This is a genomic window from Bradyrhizobium sp. Kon37 (genome assembly GCF_055807535.1).
Genome location: NZ_JBVVOY010000005.1, coordinates 245,390 through 265,095 on the forward strand (window position 1 = coordinate 245,390; position 19,706 = coordinate 265,095).

At 58.7% G+C, this 19,706-nt stretch carries 13 protein-coding genes, 1 pseudogene and 1 riboswitch; of the genes and pseudogenes, 11 read left to right on the top strand and 3 right to left on the bottom strand.

The window, feature by feature from the left end:
- Positions 1-9: 9 nt before the first annotated feature.
- The 6 genes from AC0L3J_RS14655 to AC0L3J_RS14680 all read left to right on the top strand — a co-directional run bounded on the left by AC0L3J_RS14655 (position 10) and on the right by AC0L3J_RS14680 (position 5,913).
- The gene (locus tag AC0L3J_RS14655; protein ID WP_473347447.1) at positions 10-801 is read left to right on the top strand and encodes an ABC transporter ATP-binding protein; all 792 of its coding nucleotides are present in this window, start codon (positions 10-12) and stop codon (positions 799-801) included.
- The gene (locus AC0L3J_RS14660; RefSeq protein ID WP_473347448.1) at positions 785-1,558 is read left to right on the top strand and encodes an ABC transporter permease; all 774 of its coding nucleotides are present in this window, start codon (positions 785-787) and stop codon (positions 1,556-1,558) included. The genes AC0L3J_RS14655 and AC0L3J_RS14660 overlap by 17 nt, the downstream gene beginning before the upstream one ends.
- Before the next feature lie 33 nt (positions 1,559-1,591).
- On the top strand, positions 1,592-2,614 hold the full coding sequence (locus AC0L3J_RS14665) for an ABC transporter substrate-binding protein (RefSeq protein ID WP_473347449.1): 1,023 nt from the start codon (positions 1,592-1,594) through the stop codon (positions 2,612-2,614).
- A gap of 50 nt (positions 2,615-2,664) precedes the next feature.
- A complete protein-coding gene (locus AC0L3J_RS14670; protein WP_473347450.1) occupies positions 2,665-3,930 on the top strand; it encodes a CaiB/BaiF CoA transferase family protein in 1,266 nt (421 codons plus the stop codon).
- 55 nt (positions 3,931-3,985) lie between these two features.
- Positions 3,986-4,813, top strand: coding sequence for a citryl-CoA lyase (locus tag AC0L3J_RS14675; RefSeq protein ID WP_007599998.1), 828 nt, complete (start codon positions 3,986-3,988; stop codon positions 4,811-4,813).
- 167 nt (positions 4,814-4,980) lie between these two features.
- Positions 4,981-5,913 carry an SMP-30/gluconolactonase/LRE family protein gene (locus AC0L3J_RS14680; protein ID WP_473347451.1) on the top strand — a complete coding sequence of 311 codons (933 nt, stop codon included), beginning with the start codon at positions 4,981-4,983 and terminating at the stop codon, positions 5,911-5,913.
- A 326-nt stretch (positions 5,914-6,239) separates the two neighbouring features.
- On the opposite strand, the gene AC0L3J_RS14685 is transcribed toward AC0L3J_RS14680, so the two are convergent.
- A complete protein-coding gene (locus AC0L3J_RS14685; RefSeq protein WP_473347452.1) occupies positions 6,240-6,698 on the bottom strand; it encodes a GNAT family N-acetyltransferase in 459 nt (152 codons plus the stop codon).
- Positions 6,699-7,314: 616 nt separating this feature from the next.
- Between AC0L3J_RS14685 and AC0L3J_RS14690 the strand changes: the two genes are divergently transcribed.
- From AC0L3J_RS14690 to metE, 3 genes are all read left to right on the top strand, one after another.
- Positions 7,315-8,529: an EAL domain-containing response regulator gene (locus tag AC0L3J_RS14690; RefSeq protein WP_473347453.1), complete on the top strand. Its 1,215-nt coding sequence runs from the start codon at positions 7,315-7,317 to the stop codon at positions 8,527-8,529.
- Positions 8,530-9,110: 581 nt separating this feature from the next.
- Positions 9,111-9,314, top strand: a complete 204-nt coding sequence (locus AC0L3J_RS14695) for a 4Fe-4S binding protein (RefSeq protein ID WP_007600001.1) — start codon at positions 9,111-9,113, stop codon at positions 9,312-9,314.
- Positions 9,315-10,101: 787 nt separating this feature from the next.
- A riboswitch (cobalamin riboswitch) is annotated at positions 10,102-10,301 on the top strand.
- 99 nt (positions 10,302-10,400) lie between these two features.
- Complete coding sequence (gene metE / locus AC0L3J_RS14700) at positions 10,401-12,716, top strand: 5-methyltetrahydropteroyltriglutamate--homocysteine S-methyltransferase (protein WP_473347454.1); 2,316 nt, start codon at positions 10,401-10,403, stop codon at positions 12,714-12,716.
- Positions 12,717-13,529: 813 nt separating this feature from the next.
- Here the strand turns inward: metE and AC0L3J_RS14705 are convergent.
- Together AC0L3J_RS14705 and AC0L3J_RS14710 are read right to left on the bottom strand one after the other, a co-directional pair.
- Positions 13,530-14,597, bottom strand: coding sequence for a cytochrome-c peroxidase (locus AC0L3J_RS14705; RefSeq protein ID WP_473347455.1), 1,068 nt, complete (start codon positions 14,595-14,597; stop codon positions 13,530-13,532).
- 400 nt (positions 14,598-14,997) lie between these two features.
- Positions 14,998-15,135: pseudogene (locus AC0L3J_RS14710) on the bottom strand (hypothetical protein); the annotation flags it as partial.
- Positions 15,136-17,166: 2,031 nt separating this feature from the next.
- Between AC0L3J_RS14710 and AC0L3J_RS14715 the strand changes: the two are divergent.
- The gene (locus AC0L3J_RS14715; protein ID WP_341850297.1) at positions 17,167-17,472 is read left to right on the top strand and encodes an XRE family transcriptional regulator; all 306 of its coding nucleotides are present in this window, start codon (positions 17,167-17,169) and stop codon (positions 17,470-17,472) included.
- Positions 17,473-18,050: 578 nt separating this feature from the next.
- On the top strand, positions 18,051-18,404 hold the full coding sequence (locus AC0L3J_RS14720) for a hypothetical protein (RefSeq protein WP_473347456.1): 354 nt from the start codon (positions 18,051-18,053) through the stop codon (positions 18,402-18,404).
- The last annotated feature ends 1,302 nt before the right edge of the window (positions 18,405-19,706 follow it).

Here is a 19,706-nt window from a genome sequence, read left to right on the forward strand (position 1 = left end):
AGCGAAACAATGGAAGGGCAGCCGGCACTTGCCGTCGACCTGCGCGACGTGATGATTCGCTTCGGCGACTTCACCGCCGTGAAAAGCATGAACCTCCAGGTTGGCGAAACCGAATTCGTTGCAGTGGTCGGGCCGACCGGCTGCGGAAAATCGACCATTCTCAATACTGTCACCGGACTGCTGAAGCCGGCCGCCGGCGAGGTTCGCATTTTCGGCAAATCGCTTAGGGGCCTGAACGGTCAGTCCGGCTACATGCTGCAACAGGAAGGGCTGCTGCCCTGGAAAACAGCCCAGGACAATGTCGGCCTCGGGCTGGTGTTTCAGGGAAGCTCGATCGCGAAAGCGCGCGAGGAGGCGCGGCCCTGGCTCACCAAGGTTGGCTTGAAAGGGTTCGAGGAGCGCTATCCGCACCAATTGTCCGGCGGCCAGCGCAAGCGGGTCGCCATGACGCAGACCCTGATCATGCAGCCGAAGATCGTCCTGATGGATGAGCCTTTCTCAGCGCTGGACGTTCACACCCGTCGTCTCATGCACCGTATCCTGCTCGACCTCTGGCAGGCGGACCGGCGCTCACTCGTTTTCATCACCCATGACCTCGATGAGGCGATCACGCTGGCGGACCGCGTCGTTGTGATGTCTGCCGGTCCCGCGAGCCGCATGGTTGGCGATGTCAGGATCACGCTGCCTCGTCCCCGCGACGTCTCGGCGCTACAGACCACCGACGAGTTCGTCGCGCTTTACCGTGAAATCTGGTCGCTGCTCGGCGTCGAAGTGGAGAAAAGCTATGCCACGCAGGGCTAAGGTCGCTCTCACGCAGTTCGCCATCGTGCTTGGGCTGATCCTGATCTGGGAATTGGGCGTGCGGGCCGGGTTGATCGACCCGTTCTTCTTTCCGGCCCCGTCGACACTCATCGCAAGGATCGGAGAGTGGATGTCAACGGCCGACTTCTGGACCGATGTCAGCATAACACTGCTGGAGACGGTCCTGTCTTTCCTGGCTGGTATCGGGATCGGCACGGCGCTTGGTATCTGGTTGGGCTTAAGCCCGTTTGCGGCCGAGGTCGTTCAGCCCTTCATCAAGATGTTCAATGCGATCCCGCGCATCTTGCTGGGGCCCATTTTTGTCATCTGGTTCGGATTGGGCCTCACCTCCAAGGTCGCGCTGGGCGTGACGCTGGTTCTCTTCGTCGCTTTTTTCAACACCTTTCAGGGCGTTCGCGAGGTCAATCCGGTCGTGCTCGCGAATGCGCGCCTGCTACGTGCATCGAAGTCCTCCCTGCTGCGCCATGTCTACCTGCCGTCCGCCACCACGTGGATCCTGTCGAGCCTGCGGGTGTCGGTCGGCATGGCTGTGATGGGAGCAGTGGTCGCCGAATATCTCGGTTCGTCCGCGGGACTGGGGCACCTGATTGCGCAGGCCGAGGGCGTCCTCGACGCGACCGGAGTGTTCGCAGGAATCATCGTCCTCTCCGCCTTCGTCGTTGCTCTCGATGCCATTGTCGACCGCGCGGAAAAACGGCTCCTGGTCTGGCGGCCCGCACCTGCCCACGAAGCCTGATCGTACCGCTCTCTCATTCTCATGGAGTTTCCCATGCACGCTTTCCCACGACTGATGCTGGTCATCGCGATAGCCGCATTCCCGGTCGTCTCGACTTATGCCGCCGAGCCCGAGAAGACAAAATTGAAGATCGCAGTGGGGTCACAGATCCTCAACTATATGCCTCTCGAACTTGGCGTGAAGCTGGGCGCCTTCAAGGAAGAAGGGGTTGACGTGACCGTCGAGAACTTCCAGGCCGGTGGCTCAAAGGCTTTGCAGGCGTTGATCGGCGGCTCCGTGGACGGGACCGTCGGTTTTTATGATCACACCATTCAGATGCAGGCCCAAGGCAAGCAAATTTCCTGCGTGTTCCTGCTCAATGACATTCCCGGCGTGTTGCTCGGTGTCCGCGGCGACCTCGCTGACAAGGTCAAGACGGGTGCCGGTCTGAAGGGCCTGAAGCTCGGGATCACGGCGCCGGGGTCCTCGACCGATACCATGGCGCGCTACTACATCAAAAAATCGGGATTGGGCCCGCGCGATGTAAGCATCATCGCGGTTGGCAGTGGTGCACCGGGCATGGTGGCGCTCGAGGCCAAGAATATCGACGCGCTCGTCTATTTCGATCCGATTGCGACCCTTCTCGCGCGCAAGAAGAGTGCGACACCGCTGTTCGACGCGCGCACGGTCGAAGGCTCAAGGCAGGCCTTTGGCGGAATCTATCCGACCGCGTGCCTTTACCTTCAGCAGTCCTTCATCGACAAAAATCCGGAAACGGTCCAGCGCCTCGTCAACGCCTTGTTCAAAACTCATCGCTGGATCAACACGGTTTCGGCGGAGCAGCTCGTCGACGCGATGCCTCCTGGATACAAAACCGACAATCGCGAGGTGAACATCGAGATCATCAACGCGTCGAAAGCGCTGTTCTCGCCAACCGGTCAGATGGACATCGACGCGGCCAAGGTCCCGCTCGCTGTCCTAGGCGACTTTGATCCGAAGATCGCAGCCGCAAAGATCGACCTCATCAAGACCTTCACGAATCGATTCGCGGAACGTGCTGCGCAGCAACTGAAATGAGTTGCGTACTAAGCGCTCGCTATCGGATCACCTACAAGAAGGCTCTTCAGATGTCTCTGCCGCTAACCGGTATCCGCGTTCTCGACCTGTCAAACGTGTTGGCGGGTCCGTTCTGCGGTTACCATCTTGCGCGCCTTGGCGCGGAGGTCATTAAGGTGGAAAATCCGAACGGCGGCGACCTGGCGCGGCGCCTCGGCGCGGATCCGCAAAGAGCGGAGCGCCTGCAGGGACTCTCGTTTGTCGCCGTGAACGCCGGCAAGCAATCGATTGCACTGGACCTGAAATCGGAAGCGGGCCGCGAGGTGTTCTTGCGACTGGTCAAGGAAGCCGACGTGGTGCTCGAAAACTTCCGGCCGAAGGTGATGGAACGCCTTGGCCTCGGCTTTGATGTGCTTGTCAGGCTGAACCCGCGTCTGGTCTACTGCGCGATCTCCGGCTTTGGGCAGAGCGGACCGTGGTCCGCCCGTCCGGCCTATGACCAGATCGTCCAGGGTCTTTCCGGAGCGATGAGCGTCACCGGCGATATAACCTCGGCTCCCCTGCGCACGGGCTTTCCGATCTCGGACACGATTGCGGGACTGACTGCTGCGTTTGCCATCGCCGCGGCTCTGGTCGACCAGCGGCATAGGCAACGGGGTCGGTTCATCGACGTGTCCCTGCTCGAGGCCACCGTTGCGGCGATGGGATGGGTCGTCTCCAACCACCTGAACGCCGGGGTCGAGCCGCAGCCCATCGGCAACGAGAACTTTACCGCGGCTCCCTCCGGCACGTTTCGCACCGCGACGGGCCCGCTGAACATTTCCGCCAACGAGCACAAGCAGTACCAAGCCCTATGCGACCTGATCGACCGACCGGACCTGAAGGCGGATCCACGCTTTGCTGGACGCGAGATGCGCAAGGTCAACCGCGCTGCGCTGAGCGCGGAGTTGAACAAGGCATTGAGTTGCAAGCCCGCTGAGGAATGGGAGGCCCAAATGAATCTGGCTGGTGTCCCTGCCGGCCGTGTGCTGACGGTCTCGCAAGTGTTGCAGCAGCCACAGGTCCTTGAGCGCGGATTCGTCGAGACTTTGGCGCCAGAACAAGACGGTGCGCAGCCGTTACGAATCACGCGGCCGGGGTTCCGGCTGGATGAGGAGTTTTCGGTGCCTTCACCACCTGCGACGCTCGGAGCAGACACTGAGCGATGGCTGCAGCGGCTCGGCTATTCGTATGCGGAGGTTGAGCAACTGGTCTCAAGCCGAGCCGTCGGGACGCCAAAGCAAGGAGAGGCTGATTTCCTGCCCGTCCGCGTAGCCACGGACGGACCGATATCATGACATCCGACGGCTTGCGTCGGTTGGCAATCGGCAGGTTGAAAGGACGGAACTGGAAATGAGCGAAGAAGAACTGAGACAGCAAGCGGCCAGTTGGTGGCGAACCTCCATTTGCGATATCGCGCCAGGTCGCATCGCCTATCGGGGTTATCCAATTGAAGATTTGATAGGCCGCGTTTCCTTTCCCGCCATGATCTGGCTGATGTTGCGTGGCAATCTGCCGACGCCAGCACAGGAGCAGCTGCTGCAAGCTGCGCTGGTTGGATCCGTTGACCACGGTCCGCACGCGCCCTCCATTGCAATTGCCCAAATGGCGGTGAGCTGCGGCCTGCCCCTGAATGGCGCAATGGCCTCGGCAATCAACACGCTCGATGACGTGCATGGCGGAGCAGGGGAGCAGGCTATCGAACTCTACGAGGATGTGCTGCGACGGCGCCAAGGGCGAGAGATCGAGCAGGCCGCTGGCGCTGCAATCGACCATTTCACCGCAACCCGCAGCAAATATCTGCCGGGCTTCGGCCACCGGTTTCATCCAGTCGACCCGCGCGCGGCCCCGCTATTGGCGCTGGTGGATGCCGCAGCTGACGAGGGCAGTGTCGGCGGCGATTATGCCAAGGCCGCTCGCGCGATCGAGCGGGTGATGCAACAGCGCAAGAGCAAGCTCATTCCGATGAACATCGATGGCGCGACGGCGGTCATTTACGGCGAACTGGGCTTCGCCTCTCCGCTCGCGCGGGGGATCTTCTGCTTGTCGCGCGCGGTCGGAATCCTGGCTCACGCCTGGGAGCAAACTGGGCGCAACGATCGCAACAAGGGCCCAATGCCCAAGCAGTTCGGCTACAAATACGAGGGCCAGCCGCGTCGCAGGCTGGAAGGCGCATCATAAGCATCTCGAAAACCCGCCCAAGCTGATGGAGACCAGCGTGTTCTCGTCGATGCCGGCGGAGTTTCGTCGCCCGGGTGTTTCTTCGGAATGGGCAGACGCGAACCGCGGGGCATATCCAGTAGATTGTTTCATCGAGGGACCGTCGTTCGACCAGTCCGGGAATCTCTATGTCGTCGAGATCCCCTTCGGCCGCATTTCCGGATTTCACCGGAGGGCGTCTGGTCTTTGATCATCGAATACGACGGCTGGCCGAACGTCTGAAGGTTGCTCCGGACGGCCGGGTGCTCGTGTCCGACTATATCAACGGTCTCCTGGAGCTCGATCGACAGAGAGGGACCATCCGGCCGTTGCTGGGCCACCGCAATTCCGAGTCCTTCAGAGGCTGCAACGACCTGCATATCGCGACCAAACGCGACATCTATTTCACCGATCAGGGCCAGACTGGATTGCACGATCGGACCGGCCGGGCATTTCGACTGTGCCCTGACGGCCGGATCGACTGCTTGATTTCTAATGGCCCGGGCCCGACTGGCCTGGTGCTCAGTCCGGACGAGACCGTAATGTTCGTTGCAATGACGCGCGACAATTGCATCTGGCGCGTACCGCTGATGCGTGATGGCGTGGGGAAAGTCGGACGATTCAGCTGGTTCTTCGCGACGAGCGGTCCTGACGGACTGACGGTCGATCAAAAAGGGCGGCTCTTTGTCGCGCATGATTCCCTCGGCCACGTCTTCGGTGGGGCCAAACAGCGAAAGCGGTCCGCTTGCATCCAGTCCTGCGCAGGGTGGAAGCTGCACGAATGTCGTATTGGACGCGGCACTCGGCGCATTGCTCATTACGGAATCTTCTACCGGATCAGTGTGATGGCTGATCTCGCTCACCTTCCTCAAAATTCGCCAGCAGGAGTGGCAAGGTGGTGCGGAATCTTTTCACGCGCCGGTCCGCCGCACCAAGCTGCAGGAATGAGTGTGGTAGACGACTGGTTAGCCAGTCGCCGAGAGAATGTAATTGGTGACGAATGGATGGCGTTTGTGTGCGGTGATCTCAAACCAGAGCCGGTAAATCGCACTGCATGGGAAGCGCAAAAGAAGGATTCGTAATGCTGGGTCGGGCTCCGCCCGGAACGGGCCGCCGCCGACCTGTCGCCTTTTGGTCGGGCGGGTCGCGGTATCGCTTCCCACAACGCAGAATGATTGATCACCGACATTTTCGAACGTTCTCGCCAAGAAGGCCGAAGAGGTAACCGCTCGCGGTGGGAGTCAGCACCGCATCAGCGTCAAGGTTCTCGATCATGCTTGGCCGCGACGCACGCGTGAAGCGTTCGTTTTGAGAAGCAACAAGCCGAGGATTTACTGCTTGAAGGACTTTACCGATAGCACGCTAGCCCAGAGCGCTTTAAGTGTGTGGCGCAGAGGTCGTACTACTGTCAGAGCCTCTTGCGCGCGCGCAATCCTCCAACCCGATATCCCCTCTCCTCGTAGAAGTGGCGTACCCGTTCTAGGGCCGGATAACCATCCGGAGGCAACGCAACCTCAATCATCTGCCAGCCGCGTCGCTTCGCCTCCGAATCTACCGCCTCGAGCAGATGCCGACCGCAGTCAGAGCTCCGGAAGTCACGAGAAATCCATAGCTCCTGAAGCACGCCGTACGCTCCGGCTGCTCTCACGGCCTGTACGGCCGAGATGCTAGCTACCCCTACAATCTGCCCGGTGCCTTGTTCCTCGACGACAAAAATGAAGCCCTGTTCGGGATACTGAATCAGGCGCAAGGCCGCCTGCTTCGCGCCTTGAAGGCTGAACTCCGGTCCGGGGCCACCTAACTCGGAAAGTAGCTCTTCGACCGCTTTTGCGACCGCGTTCTCATCTCCTGGCACGCTCTTGCGCAAAGCCGTGCCCGCGCTGGACGTGCCTTGCCCTTCAGCACCAACACGAACACCCGACCTGGCCCTCTGGGGGAAATTCATGCTCAGGAGGATACAGAAAACGCAATTGAGAGCAACTATCAGGCTCGGTAGGAAGCAGCACGTCCACACTCGCTATAGGCAACAGAGCTGAGGTAATTGCAAGCCATTGCCGTTCTCTGAATCGACTGCGGCTTGAGCAGCTGCGAACTCATGATGGACTGCCTTCGATTGGAAAACATATCACGGCACACGCCGGTCATGCCGATCAAACATTCGTAAGAGTGATTGCCGATCTCGCTCACGAACTACTCGCTTCAATAAATCGTGCGCCACGATGATCGCAGCGCCATAGAGCGTCAGCTCGGTGCGTCCGAAGGACAGATTCCCACCTCGCGTGCGTCACTCGTACTTGCGCGAAGCGCGACAGGTATCATACGCGTGCGTCCGATAAAATCGTCTGAGCAAGATCGCGAAAGATTTTGCACACCAATGCACTATCTTAAGCTTATCTCGAACAATCGAAAGATATCGGGAAGCACAGCTTGTTTGGACCTTCGCTCCTCGTTTAAGGCACCGTCACGGAACAGGAGTGGTTGCGATGGAACATGGGCAGGCCGAACTGGTGGGAGGGAAACCTGTAATCTTCGGGCAACGTAAGGTGCGGCCGCGGGCGTGCCTGGCCGTCGGTAAGCGGCATCTGCGCGCCTTTCTACGGGATGTGCTGGAGGATATGGGATTTGTTATCAGCGAATGCAGGACTGCTGACGAGTTGCCGCACGTACTCCGCACGGAGTTCCCTGATCTGATCCTGCTCGGCATTGGCTCGGACCGCATCGAGCCTGGACGATTGCTCGAGATACTGGTACGCGAAGAATTTGCAGGCCGAGTGCTGGCGTTCGGAGCGCGCGAGTCGATCATCATGGCGGCAGTGCAGCAGGTCGGTAGTGAATATGGACTTGCTATGCTGCCGCCGCTCAGGGCGCCGTTTGCAGCCGAGACGTTGCGCGATCGGATCGGCATGCTCTTGCCAAGAGAGCCGGCGCCCCGTCCCGCGGTCCATGTCGGAGAAGCCTTACACGCTGGCTGGCTTGAGCTCTGGTATGAGCCGAAGTTTGACGCGTGTACCCTTAGCCGCCGCGGCGCCGAGGCTCATCTTCGAATGCGACACCCGACCTGGGGCGTTGTTCCACCGGCCTATTTCATCCCGGAATCTCACGATCCTCATTTTAGGAACTTGTCGCAGTTCGTGATCGACCGCGCGATCAAGGATTGGCAGTATCTTCTGGAGCAGCAAACTTCGATCGATCTCTCCATCAATCTCCCGGCAGCATTCCTGATTGACCCGCAGGCGGTACGCGATCTCTGTCGGCGCATGCCGTCGCACGCAGCTTTCGGCGGTTTGACGATTGAAATCGAGAGCGTGGAAGCGATCCAGAACCTAGATCTCCTGGTCGAGGTTGCGCGTGAGGTTCGCTTTCACAACATTGGCCTTGCAATCGACAATGTCGGTGCCAATTGGCCGCAGCTGATGGGGATGACAAAATTCCCGTTCATGAAATTGAAAGTAGATCGTCAGTTCGTCGGCGGCTGCGCGAATGGGCCCCTCAAGCGAACGGTGTGCCGCCATATCGTCGATCTAGCCAAAGAGTACAATGTGCGCACCGTCGCCGAAGGTGTGGAGAGCCAGGCTGACCTAATCGCTGTGGCCGAACTCGGCTTCGACCTTGCGCAGGGCCATCTGTTCGGAAAAGCCATGCCACTGAAGCAATTTGCACAGTCATCTTTCAACCCTGCTCCAGCTCGTCCAAAATAGTTGCGAGTGGCTGAGTGCGGCCAAGCGACGCTCGCGAGCACCGCCATGCCTACTCGGCACCAGGCATGAGGCTGAGTGCAATTCAGTCGGTCTGCAAGGCCAGTGTCGCTCGTCCCGCCGCCACTTCATTTCCCTCCGAAGCTTGTTATACCACAAGCCCGTTTTGGCAAGCCTCCAGCGAGTCCTCCGCGCAGCTAGCGTTGCAGCCATGAGCGAGGCTTGCACAAACCTCCAGTCGGGGTGTGTGACCGGAGGTTTGCCGAGATCCGACGTAGACCTGCGTCCGTTCGCGGGTTTTTGTCGCCGCCGGTGGAGGAAGCGTCAGCCTCGCTTGCCCCCGCGCTGACGTGCCAAACAAACCGACGGACGCTTCCAGCGTCAAGTCGCGACTGACTCTCGCAAGAGGGCCCGGTGGCTCGTAGCCTGAAATTGAAGCGACCTGTTGCTGTCGCCGACGCAACATGGTCTCAGACCGGGGACAGCCGAATTGGGCAAATTGCCCAACATTGAGCGCGTCTGCGTTTGGCACGGCATTTGAAAGGGATCGCCCATGGCATCGCTCGCCTAAGGAGTCGGAACGCATGGCTTACAAGATCGTCGCTTCGCAATGCACCGTTTGTGGCGCATGTGAGTTCGAGTGTCCCAACGCGGCGATCAGTCTGAAGCGCGACATTTACGTTATCGATGCCAAAAAATGTACGGAGTGCGAGGGCCATTGCGACACGCCGCAATGCGCGGTGGTCTGTCCGGTCCCTGACACCTGTGTCCCGTCCAAGACAGGATAGGCAGCCCGCGACCAAGGCCTCATCGCTCGATTTCGCGAACGAAGTTGTAGATGTGGGACCTTGAGGAGACCACGACCGCATGGGGCGCATCGAGGTCGATTAACATCGTTATGAGCTTAAGACGCTGAGCGACTCCGAGGACCCCCTCAAAGGGCTCTCTCGGAGGACACCGTCGAATTTGTCACGAACAAGGACAAGGCCCTCGATGCTCCGTGGCCGCGTTAAGGCCTATCGTCGCTGGCCGCGAGTCGAGGCGAGGCAGACCGGCGTCGAGCGGCCACGGACGCATCGAAGCCGGCGCAAAAGTCGCTCAGCACGTGAACACCTAGTGCACCGAGAAGATCATCTTGGCCAACCTCACGGAGGCGGACGACCTCGTGCCTGGTCGCGGGCTCGCCGAACACCCATGGAGCCGACCTGATCATCCGTGCGGTCCTGGAGCAATCCGGCTTTCGAAATTTCTAGGGAGCCCTCGTGGGCTGTGACCAAACGGATGCCGGCTGAGGATGATCGCACCTTCCTGACGCGCAGGTTCGAAAAGCTGCTGACGGAAAAGGTCGCCTCCTCGCGATCACACAGATACCGAAAGCGGCCCGGGTTCGTTCCGGTGGTGGAGCTCAACCGTTACGCGAGCGGGGAGCGAATGCATTTCACAAGCGGAGCCTCCACAGATCCGGGCGTGTTCACTAGGCCGCGAGCAAGACCGTCGTACCCGCCTAGTGCGCTCGTAATCGCTTGGGCAATATCGCAGCGAGAATCGGTAGGTTGACGCATCGATCCTCGTGCGCATAATTCAAGCCGTCGCGGTCTCCGGATTTCGTTTGATCCGGAGCTAAGAGGGAAGCCGGTGCAATGCCGGCGCTGCCCCCGCAACTGTAAGCGGCGAGCCGCTGTCCAACGAAGTCACTGAAGCCATGCGGCTTCGGGAAGGCCGGACAGCAGCGACGACCTGTGAGCCAGTAGACCTGCCTCGACAAGATATCGTCCACGGGCGGGGCGTCCCGGTGTGCGCCAAGCAGTTGTCGCTCACGCGATGTTCGCTGTCTGCGTCCGCCATGGCCTTTGCCCCAACATGGGGTCTAGGCTATGTCAATCCTTTCGCTTCCCGTTGCCACACTGGGGACGTCACGCATCGGCCCACGACGCGAACTCAAATTCGCGCTCGAGAGCTACTGGGCGGGAAAGTCCGGCGAAGCCGAGCTCCTCGAGGCGGGGAGTGGACTTCGTGCCGCTAATTGGGCACGGCAGAAATCCCGCGGTGCGACCGTCATTCCTTCGAATGACTTCTCGCTCTACGATCATGTACTCGATACCAGCCTGATGGTCGGCGCCATTCCCGACGTTTATGGCTGGACCGAAGGTCCTGTGTCGCTCAAAACCTACTTCACCATGGCGCGTGGCGCTCAGGACGGTGGCCACGCTCAGCATGGGCCCGGCGTAGCCGCACAGGAGATGACGAAGTGGTTCGATACGAACTACCACTACATGGTGCCGGAATTTCACCAGGATCAGATCTTTAAGTTTGCCTCTCGGAAGCCGATCGAGGAATATGAGGAGGCAAGAAGCCTCGGCTATCAGACGCGGCCCGTCCTAGTGGGCCCAGTCACTTTCCTGAAGCTCGGCAAAAGCGTAGATCCCGCATTCAATCCGCTCTCGCTGCTTGATCGGCTCCTCCCCGTCTATGTCGATGTTCTCCGCGAACTAGCCTCGCGCGGCGCTGAATGGGTTCAGCTCGACGAGCCATGCCTAGTGATGGACGTCGACGAAGGATCTCGGGCGGCTGTCCGCCGGGCCTATGCTCATTTCGTTAACGCCGTACCGCCCCTAAAAATCATGCTGGCCACGTATTTTGGAGGTGTCGGCGACAATCTTGAGACAGTCTTGGCTTTGCCCGTTGCCGGACTCCATGTCGACTTGGTTCGGGCACCCGGCCAGTTGGACGCGATTGTCGCCAGAGCCCGTGGAGATCTCGTGGTCTCGCTAGGCGTCGTTGATGGTCGCAACGTGTGGCGCTCCAATCTGCCCGCGCTGCTCGACCAGCTCGCTCCTATGGTCAAAAAACTGGGCAGGGACCGTGTTCAGATTGCTCCCTCCTGCTCGCTACTTCATGTTCCCACCGACATTGAGCTAGAGACCGATCTCGATCCCAATCTGAAGACGTGGCTGGCGTTCTCAGTGCAGAAGATCAAGGAACTTTCGATATTGGGCAAAGCGCTGGCCGGCCAGGCTGCCGACGTGGCGGATGAACTCGCCCTCTCAGAGGATGCATCCGTCACCCGCGAAACATCGCCGAAGATCCATAGTGCGAACGTCGCCGGACGAATGGCCGCGATCGACGATAGCATGCGTCGCCGTCGCAGTGCGTTCGCCCAGCGCGCCGACGTCCAGCGCGTCGCCTTCGCATTGCCGATGTTTCCAACCACAACCATCGGATCCTTCCCGCAAACGGCGGACGTCCGCAATGCGCGTGCAGCTCATGCGCGGGGAGCGCTGAATGACACGCAGTACGAGCAGCTTCTGAAAGCGGAGACAGCCCATACCGTGCATTGGCAGGAAGATATCGGCCTGGACGTGCTCGTACACGGTGAGTTCGAGCGCAATGACATGGTTCAATACTTTGGCGAGCAGCTGTTGGGTTTCGCGTTTACCAAGCACGGCTGGGTTCAGTCTTATGGCTCGCGGTGCGTTCGTCCTCCTATCCTGTTTGGAGATGTCTCCCGCCCGAAGCCCATGACCGTTAAATGGTGGCGACATGCGCAGTCTCTGACCAAAAAACCCGTCAAGGCTATGCTGACCGGACCAGTGACGATCCTGAACTGGTCGTTTGTCCGTGACGACATCCCGCGGAGCGAGACATGCCGACAGATCGCTCTCGCGATCCGAGACGAGGTCATCGACCTTGAGGCAGCTGGAGCGACCATGATCCAGATCGACGAGGCTGCGTTGCGGGAGGGATTGCCGCTGCGCAAATCGCAGTGGGAGGACTATCTCGATTGGGCAGTGGACAGTTTCCGCGTTTGCTCCTCCGCTGTCGCTGACGGAACTCAGATCCATACGCACATGTGCTATTCCGAGTTCAACGAAATCATCGATGCGATCGCAGCTATGGATGCCGACGTCATTTCAATCGAGGCTTCCCGTTCTAGAATGGAATTGCTCGACGCTTTCAAGAACTACAAATATCCTAATGAGATCGGGCCGGGCGTCTATGACATTCATTCACCGCGCATTCCCGCAGCAGCTGAGATCAAGCAGCTGATTGTGTTGGCGCGGCAGCGGGTTTCCGATCGGCAGCTCTGGATCAATCCCGACTGCGGACTGAAAACTCGAAGGTGGGAGGAGGTGCGTCCCGCGCTCGTCAATATGGTGGCCGCCGCACGCGAGTTGCGGAGTGAGGCATGATCGTACGCAGCGTGTCGCCAACGTATTTGTGAATAAGATCCACGCGCGTTGGGAGGTCGCGATATCTTGCGAACTCCCAAAGCTTCCAGCGCTTGCGACTGCCGGTCTGCTTCGGCGGAGGTGATCCCACACAGCCGGCGACAAGCTCGAATCCGGCGGACGACAGCATGCCGGCCTTACCGGTGACATATTCCAAGTCACTTACGCTCGACGCGAACCACGGTCCTATCGCTTCATTTATCCATCGCGTGGATGCGTCCCATCACAACAATCTATTTTACCGCCCTTCCGGAATTTCATACGTAATTGGCGCGTTGGCGCGTTGGCGCGGGCTTCGGGAAGATTTGCTGGCGTTGGGGGCGATGCTCCCGCGTGACAGCAAACTGACGCTTGAGTTTCAGGACACGGCGGCCAAACCGCCTGCGCGATGGATCCCAGCTCCATCAAGGCTCCCCTTGCCAACCGGACAGCTGGCAAGTGGTGGCAAGTCTTGAACTTTCCGACAGAAGCGGAAAGCAAGCGGCTCGCTAAGTTGCGCGGAGCGATATCCGCTTCTTGTTTTGACGGCGAGTGCCCTCGCCGTAAATCGGTCGCCGGTAGTCCTCCCTACCGACGAAAGCTGGTGCGATGCGGAAAGCAGCGTCGCTCCTGCGTGACTTCTGCCCGGCCTCCCCTCGAGGCCGGGCATTTTTATGTATGCGTGGTGATGAGTGACAGCACAGCATCATTCATTTAGACGTCATTGCGGGGAGGCCGGTTTCTTGCGTCGCCTCTGTTGCTCTTCATCAGGGAATGACGCCGGTGCTGCTAAGGCTATCTGTCTATTGAAGGCTTTGGTGTCGTGTTGGTACGCGTTGGTAGTACCGGATATTCGATCCTAGGCAGCCGACCGGTCAGCGAATTCAGAAATGCGACGATGTCGTTTTCCTCCCTATCGCTAAGCTTGGCGCCGAGCTGGATGTCACTCATTAGGGCAACAGCTTGCTTCAGGCTCCAAACCTGGCCCGAATGGAAGTAAGGGGCTCGCAACGCGACGTTCCGCAATGGCGCCGCGCGGAAGACATATTCGTCGCCAGCCGCCCTGGTAACCGCGAATCGGCCCTTATCGGCGTCCGGAAGCACGCTTGCGTCCGGCTTTTTCATCACGCCGAACGGGAAGTAGGCCTGTCCACCGAGATTGATTCCATTGTGGCAAGAGGAACATCCCTTCGCCATAAACAGTGCCAACCCTGACTTCTGCTGATCATCGAGAGCACGTGTATTGCCCTCCAGATACTGATCGAATGGAGCCGCAGGTGTAATGAGAGTCGCTTCAAAAGCCTCGATCGCCTTCGCAAAATTGTCAAAGGTGACCGGTCTCGCTTCGTTCGGAAAAGCGTTCTTGAACAAGACGACGTAGCCGGGCATTGAGTTCAAGATACCGAGCACATGATCTGGAGTCGCATTCATTTCGGCACTCGCCTGCACAGGGCCGGTGGCTTGCGCCTTGAGGTCCGCGGCGCGTCCGTCCCAAAATTGCGCCGCATTGAACACTGCGTTGTAGACAGTTGGGGCCCGGCGCAGGCCGACCTTCCAGCCGTGACCAACGGAGGTCGGACCGGCATCGACTCCGCCGGTGCCGAGATTGTGGCACGTATTGCAGCTAATGATTCCGCTCGCCGATAGCCGCGGATCGAAGAACAGCATCTTGCCAAGCTCGACCTTTCCATGCGTCACTGGATTGTCTTTTACTGCAGGAATGGCCGAGGGTATTGGATGGAAGATCTGCTTGGCGTTTCTCATCAGATCATCGTCGGCGTTAGCTCCTGACGACATCAGCAGCCCAATAGCTAAAATAGATGCTTCAGCGACAAGGCGAAGCTCCGAGATTGACGTGTTCATACACCGCCTCATTAGTTCTGATTGTTAAGCAAGGAAACCGTCGAAAGCGATGCCACCCGTTCCTCGACGGTCCGGCGCAGCATGCAGCGGATCATCTGAAGCGAGGCTGCATCAAAATGTGCGACTTTGCAGCTGGCCGCCGGCGTTCACGCACGGGCTTGAGGGGCTTACGTGATTCGCGAGTTCGCTTTGAGCTTAGATCGCGGCCTTTCTGTTGGTTGATCAGCCTAGCGCCTCAACGTTCGGCGTGATGGTCCATCTGACAACAACAAGTGTGCCGCAAGCAGTAAGCTGTCCGGTGGCCGCATCGGTGCTCCATCAAGCGATTGGTTGGCCAATACCCTCCCGCAAAATTGATGTATCCGTCTTACTCCGGTGGCCGGGCTCAGCGCTCACGGTGTCATTGGACAATTAGCAACTGCGATGCCAGTTGCGTCCGAGATGCAAGTTGCTGATTTAGTTGTAGAACGGGTCCGGACGAACAAACAAAGTCTGACGTCTTGGTGTGATCACTACATTCAGTGTCACAGATGCCACAAGCGCCAGGCCCGGCTAGAGGTGATCGTAGATACTATTGTGGTGAGGTTCGCTTGCTAGCTTGCCGGCCGCACGCGGGAACGGCGGTAACAAGACCTACGCAGCTGGGCGAGACACTGAGAGGCGCCCGGCGGTGCGCATCGTTCACGATTTCGCCGAGCCCAGCCGACTGAAGCCTCTCCGACTTATATCCAGGCCGCTCTGGCGCGCCGTCACCACGAAGCCCGGCTCGTTTGTAAGGACGAGCCTCAGAACCGAACATGGCTTGTTTCAATTCCACCTGAGGTTCGCTGGCATGGCAATTGCCGTGCTCAAGTCTGAAAGGCGCGGCTGCCCAGAGTTTGACGGTGCGACCGTCCGATTAATCGCTACTCCAATTCGACAGGGGCCGGCCTGACCCCTGATCCGGCGGGTGTTGGTTGGATTACCTAGTCGGCCCACTCACGGGCTGCTGCTAGCTTTTGAAATCCTGCGGGGTGGTGAGGGCGAAATAAGCTGAACTTCTGCAGGAGCAACCGCTACTTCGTGCTCTTGCGTTGAAAGACGCCGATACAAGAGGACACGTTGGGAGGAGATCGTGACATCATGTCCGCGGATGGCCCAAGTCCTGAGATCTATCGGCGTGTTAGCGAGGAAGGACCGATTGAGCACTCGTCCATGGCTGGTTTAAGTTGGATACGGTATCCGTGATGGCTTCGATTGACGAGCGCTTGAATGAGATCAGATCTGTACGGAATGACATTTGGCGTTGTCGCAGAAGGCTTCAAAGCGAGCTAGATGATCTCCAGCGTAAGATGCTCGAAGAGCGTCTGCTTGAGCGGCAGTCTGCCTTTGAACGGCTCGTCTCGGCCACATTTCCTTTTACATTGAGATTGTGAAGCAAAATTTCAGGACCTGTGCCGCGGGAGCATTCCGCGTTAAATAGCGTCCGCTCACAGAGCGCCTGCGCCTGGGTCAGGAATGTAGCGCTCCGGCGCCGCGGGCCGTCGCGCCCCTCATGGCCGCCGCCGACCTGAAAAGCTCGGCCCATAGCCTTGGTTCACCGACGTGCTGCCCGCTGCGCACCGATAATGAAATCGTTCCGGCCCCATCCAAGGGCACTGCCGGGGGATACCGCTCGCCTCGCTTCTGCGACACCGCAGTCACCTGAGTAACGTTGATCCGGCAGAGCGATCGAAGGAGCTTGAATCGCCCGTAGCGTCAGATTGTACAGAGCAGGGAACGATATTTCAGATCAGGTGCAGTCGAATGATAAGACCCGCTCTCGCTTTTGTACTATGTTCCGCTCTCGAGTGGATCGGGCTAGGCATGGGGGCGGTTGCGGAAACTAGGCGGTACGCGTGCACGATCACTGCCGCCGATCGAGAGCCGGCCGGAGTTCGGAATGAGCGGGTTATTCTCACCGTTCAATATGGCTGCCGGATCGCAGGTGGTCTCTTGACCGACGCGGGGATCACAGCAGTGTCAGTCAGCGAGTGGGCTGCTGACAAAAGGACATACTTGGCCTCCATGGAATTTCACCACGCGCTGGAGGGAGTTGCACTTGGGCAACTCTCCGAGGCGACCGACTTCTCTAGCATGGAAGGCGAGCAAGACATTGGGGTCGCAACTTCCGGCACGACAGTTTTCACATTCGCATCTGGTTCATTGGCCGAGCTTTCAGGGAAGACCCTTAAATTCACGACAAAACCCACCGGCCTACGTAGCTTCGAGTTGGAGTTCACAGATTGGCCAGAATCTCTTCTATGGAAGTGACGCGTGTCTTACGCTGAATTCCGCAGGCTCCATACTCTTAAGCACACATATATGTGCTCCCCGGCCTGTATATGCGGTTCCCCAAGACGAGCACACCCGCAACAGGTTAAGCCAAAACTCCGAAGACACTCGAGCGCGGTAGAGCGTTCAAATTGACCTTCACGCGGTCCGATCAGCAGCTCTTTTGGCCGCCGATCCGCATATGGGACGATCTGGCCTCGCATGGCAGCGCCTGCGCGACACGGAACGATCAACACGGAATAAACGCAGCTCGATCATGAGCACGAAGAAGAAGTTGCCGGCCAACCGCCTCCCGAACGCCGACGAGTACCAACTCAAGGCAGCCCTCATTGTTCAACTGAAGCGGTTGATGGCGGAGCGGGAGATCACTCAAGACCGAAGCCGCGAAGCTCGTCGGCGTGAAGCAGCCCAACATCTCCAAGCTGCTTCGAGGGCAGTTCAAGTTGGTTTCCGTGGAAAGCTGCTGCGCATGCTGGCGGCGTTCGATCAGGACGTCGAAATAAAGGTAAAGCCACATCGGAAGCGTGGCGAAGGGGGCCGGATCACGTTTATTCGGGCCTAAGAGCTGCCGAAACGGAGGGTTCATGACATCTAACCCGACGGCGGCAAAAGCGCTCATGAACTCACCCTGCAGTGCCCGATCTGCAATCGAGATTCGGCTGACTGAATCCTTCGCCCCCGCTGTTCTCGCCGAGACCCGCCAGCATTTCCAGGACCAACTGGGAAGGACGCGAAGTCGCCCGAGAGACCGAAGCGCTTCAGCAGGAGCGCGAGAAGCTCAAAAGGGAAGATCAACGGGTCGAACGCTAGGTCGTGAACCGGCGCGGCGGCTTAGTGCAGCAGCCAACTCGTCCCTACAGAAGCGAAAGGTGCGCGAGGCAGAGCGATCGATTCGGAGGAGATGATCTCCGCTTGCTCGACGGGCATCTTCCATCCAGAGGGCAGACATCGTTAGAGCGGGATCCCGGCTGGAGTCTTCGCCAGCCCAAGTACCGAATGCCGTGACATGGCGTCCAATGCTGATTTCGAGGACAATCGGCACTGACACGGAGAATCAATTTAGCTGAGCGCGGTCATGCGAATGACGACGTTCAGGATGGCCCCAGGCGTAGTGATGCCGAACCTAGAAGGCGGTGATGGTTGGGAGAAGGTACCAAGTGGGATCAGTCCAACCAGCCCAGCGGACATGCTGATCAAAGCGGAAAGCGCGACGATGGCAGCGATGAGTCCGATCCCGAACTGCCGGTGCTCGGTGATGTTCAAGGTGAGCGATTGGGCGATACTTTCTTCGTCCCTCCCTCGAGCTTCAATGCGGCAAGTAACCGATCTTTGGCGGCGTCGATTTTCGAAGTGGAGCCGTTCATACTCCTCGCGAAGCGCGGCATCGACGAACAGGGTCCGTCACGGAAGCCGAAGCTGATCATCTTGAAGAACGCCGCCGCCGACCCCTGGGCTTTCGGGATCGCTCGCGCCCGATGGCCGGTTCTAACGTGAACTTCTCCTCCATCTCATTCAGGACGCAAAAGGACTGAAACAACCGCGAGAAAGGCGAGAGCAGCAATTGATCCGGTCCGGACACGTCCTCCCTGTGGGTCGTCCGCATAGCTTCCACCCTGGATTTTCGTGTCGATGCTCGTCCCGTAAGCCTAGCACGAAATATAAACCCTCAGAATGGCAACCTGAATAATTTCAGGATTTGCATTCGACAGCGCCGTGATGGGTATGTCCTTGCGCGCAAGTCCCACGAACCCAAGCGCTATTATCCCGTAACAGTGGTGATGCACCAATTTACAATCGTTGCAATGCGTGAAATCCGCACCTGAGCACTTCGCTCCGAGGTCTTGGCCCTTTTTACCATAAATTACCTAGGCAAGAAAAATACCGTTCAAGTGGACCATCGGCATGCTGTTCTGCAAAAATGCTGGCGGAGCGCGTTAGCAAAACTGGTTTCAATGGCGATTGATATACCAAGCAACGGAGGTAAGCGTAAGGAATCGATCCTGTCCTGGAACGAGAAAGGATAAATCGACCAGTGGTCCGCATTCGACCTGCCCTATCTCGACTGCCGACACTTGCGAAGCTGCCGGCCTTTCCGTGAATCCGCTCAAACTGTCTGACGCGTCAGAATCCGATCTTCCCCTTCGTCGAACTACGCCGAACGCAAAAACCTGCAGATTGTTTGATGCGGAAGCGCCCTGTGTCGTAGCCGGCAAATTCGAATCCGGGCAAGCCCAAGGTGACCGTTTGCGGAGTTTAAGCTGCCGCGCTGCTTGGGAATTGATCAGCTTACGTGCTCTCCACGGCGTCAGCTGTTCGCCCCTCCGAGCGCGCCTCTCCACAGTATCAAATAAAAGAACGCCGGAGCGAGAGACCACACGGAAATGGAAGAGGACTGCTGCTGGGCAACTGGGTTCTTGTGGAGACATCTGCAGCAGGTGGTGGAGCGCTCGATGCGATTCTTGCTCGGGGTAGGATCGCGAGCACGATGGGCACATCTAACCCCGCTGAAACCGCTTCGAACGGATGGTGTTTGCGATCGCTGGATCGGCGCGTACGAAGCAAGGCTGCGCATCGGAGTGACGTCGGCGCGGCCAGACTCCAGCCACGCCGCTGGTGGAGAGCGTAACCGATTGTTTTGTTTCAGACAGGGCGTTGCGGCTACGCTTGTCGGTGGCAGACAGGGTCAGGTTTATAACAATCCGCATCCGGCAGCTATCTAGCTCTATAAACGTTGCTTTTTCTATTCGACCGGCGCTGGCACACTCGTTGCAGACCCCTGCGCAGGAGGCGGCTGTT

Coding starts and splice junctions, on each gene's coding strand:
- AC0L3J_RS14655 (WP_473347447.1), top strand. CDS start 10: ATGGAAGGGCAGCCGGCACTTGCCGTCGACCTGCGCGACGTGATGATT.
- AC0L3J_RS14660 (WP_473347448.1), top strand. CDS start 785: ATGCCACGCAGGGCTAAGGTCGCTCTCACGCAGTTCGCCATCGTGCTT.
- AC0L3J_RS14665 (WP_473347449.1), top strand. CDS start 1,592: ATGCACGCTTTCCCACGACTGATGCTGGTCATCGCGATAGCCGCATTC.
- AC0L3J_RS14670 (WP_473347450.1), top strand. CDS start 2,665: ATGTCTCTGCCGCTAACCGGTATCCGCGTTCTCGACCTGTCAAACGTG.
- AC0L3J_RS14675 (WP_007599998.1), top strand. CDS start 3,986: ATGAGCGAAGAAGAACTGAGACAGCAAGCGGCCAGTTGGTGGCGAACC.
- AC0L3J_RS14680 (WP_473347451.1), top strand. CDS start 4,981: ATGTCGTCGAGATCCCCTTCGGCCGCATTTCCGGATTTCACCGGAGGG.
- AC0L3J_RS14690 (WP_473347453.1), top strand. CDS start 7,315: ATGGAACATGGGCAGGCCGAACTGGTGGGAGGGAAACCTGTAATCTTC.
- AC0L3J_RS14695 (WP_007600001.1), top strand. CDS start 9,111: ATGGCTTACAAGATCGTCGCTTCGCAATGCACCGTTTGTGGCGCATGT.
- metE (WP_473347454.1), top strand. CDS start 10,401: ATGTCAATCCTTTCGCTTCCCGTTGCCACACTGGGGACGTCACGCATC.
- AC0L3J_RS14705 (WP_473347455.1), bottom strand. CDS start 14,597: ATGAACACGTCAATCTCGGAGCTTCGCCTTGTCGCTGAAGCATCTATT.
- AC0L3J_RS14715 (WP_341850297.1), top strand. CDS start 17,167: ATGAGCACGAAGAAGAAGTTGCCGGCCAACCGCCTCCCGAACGCCGAC.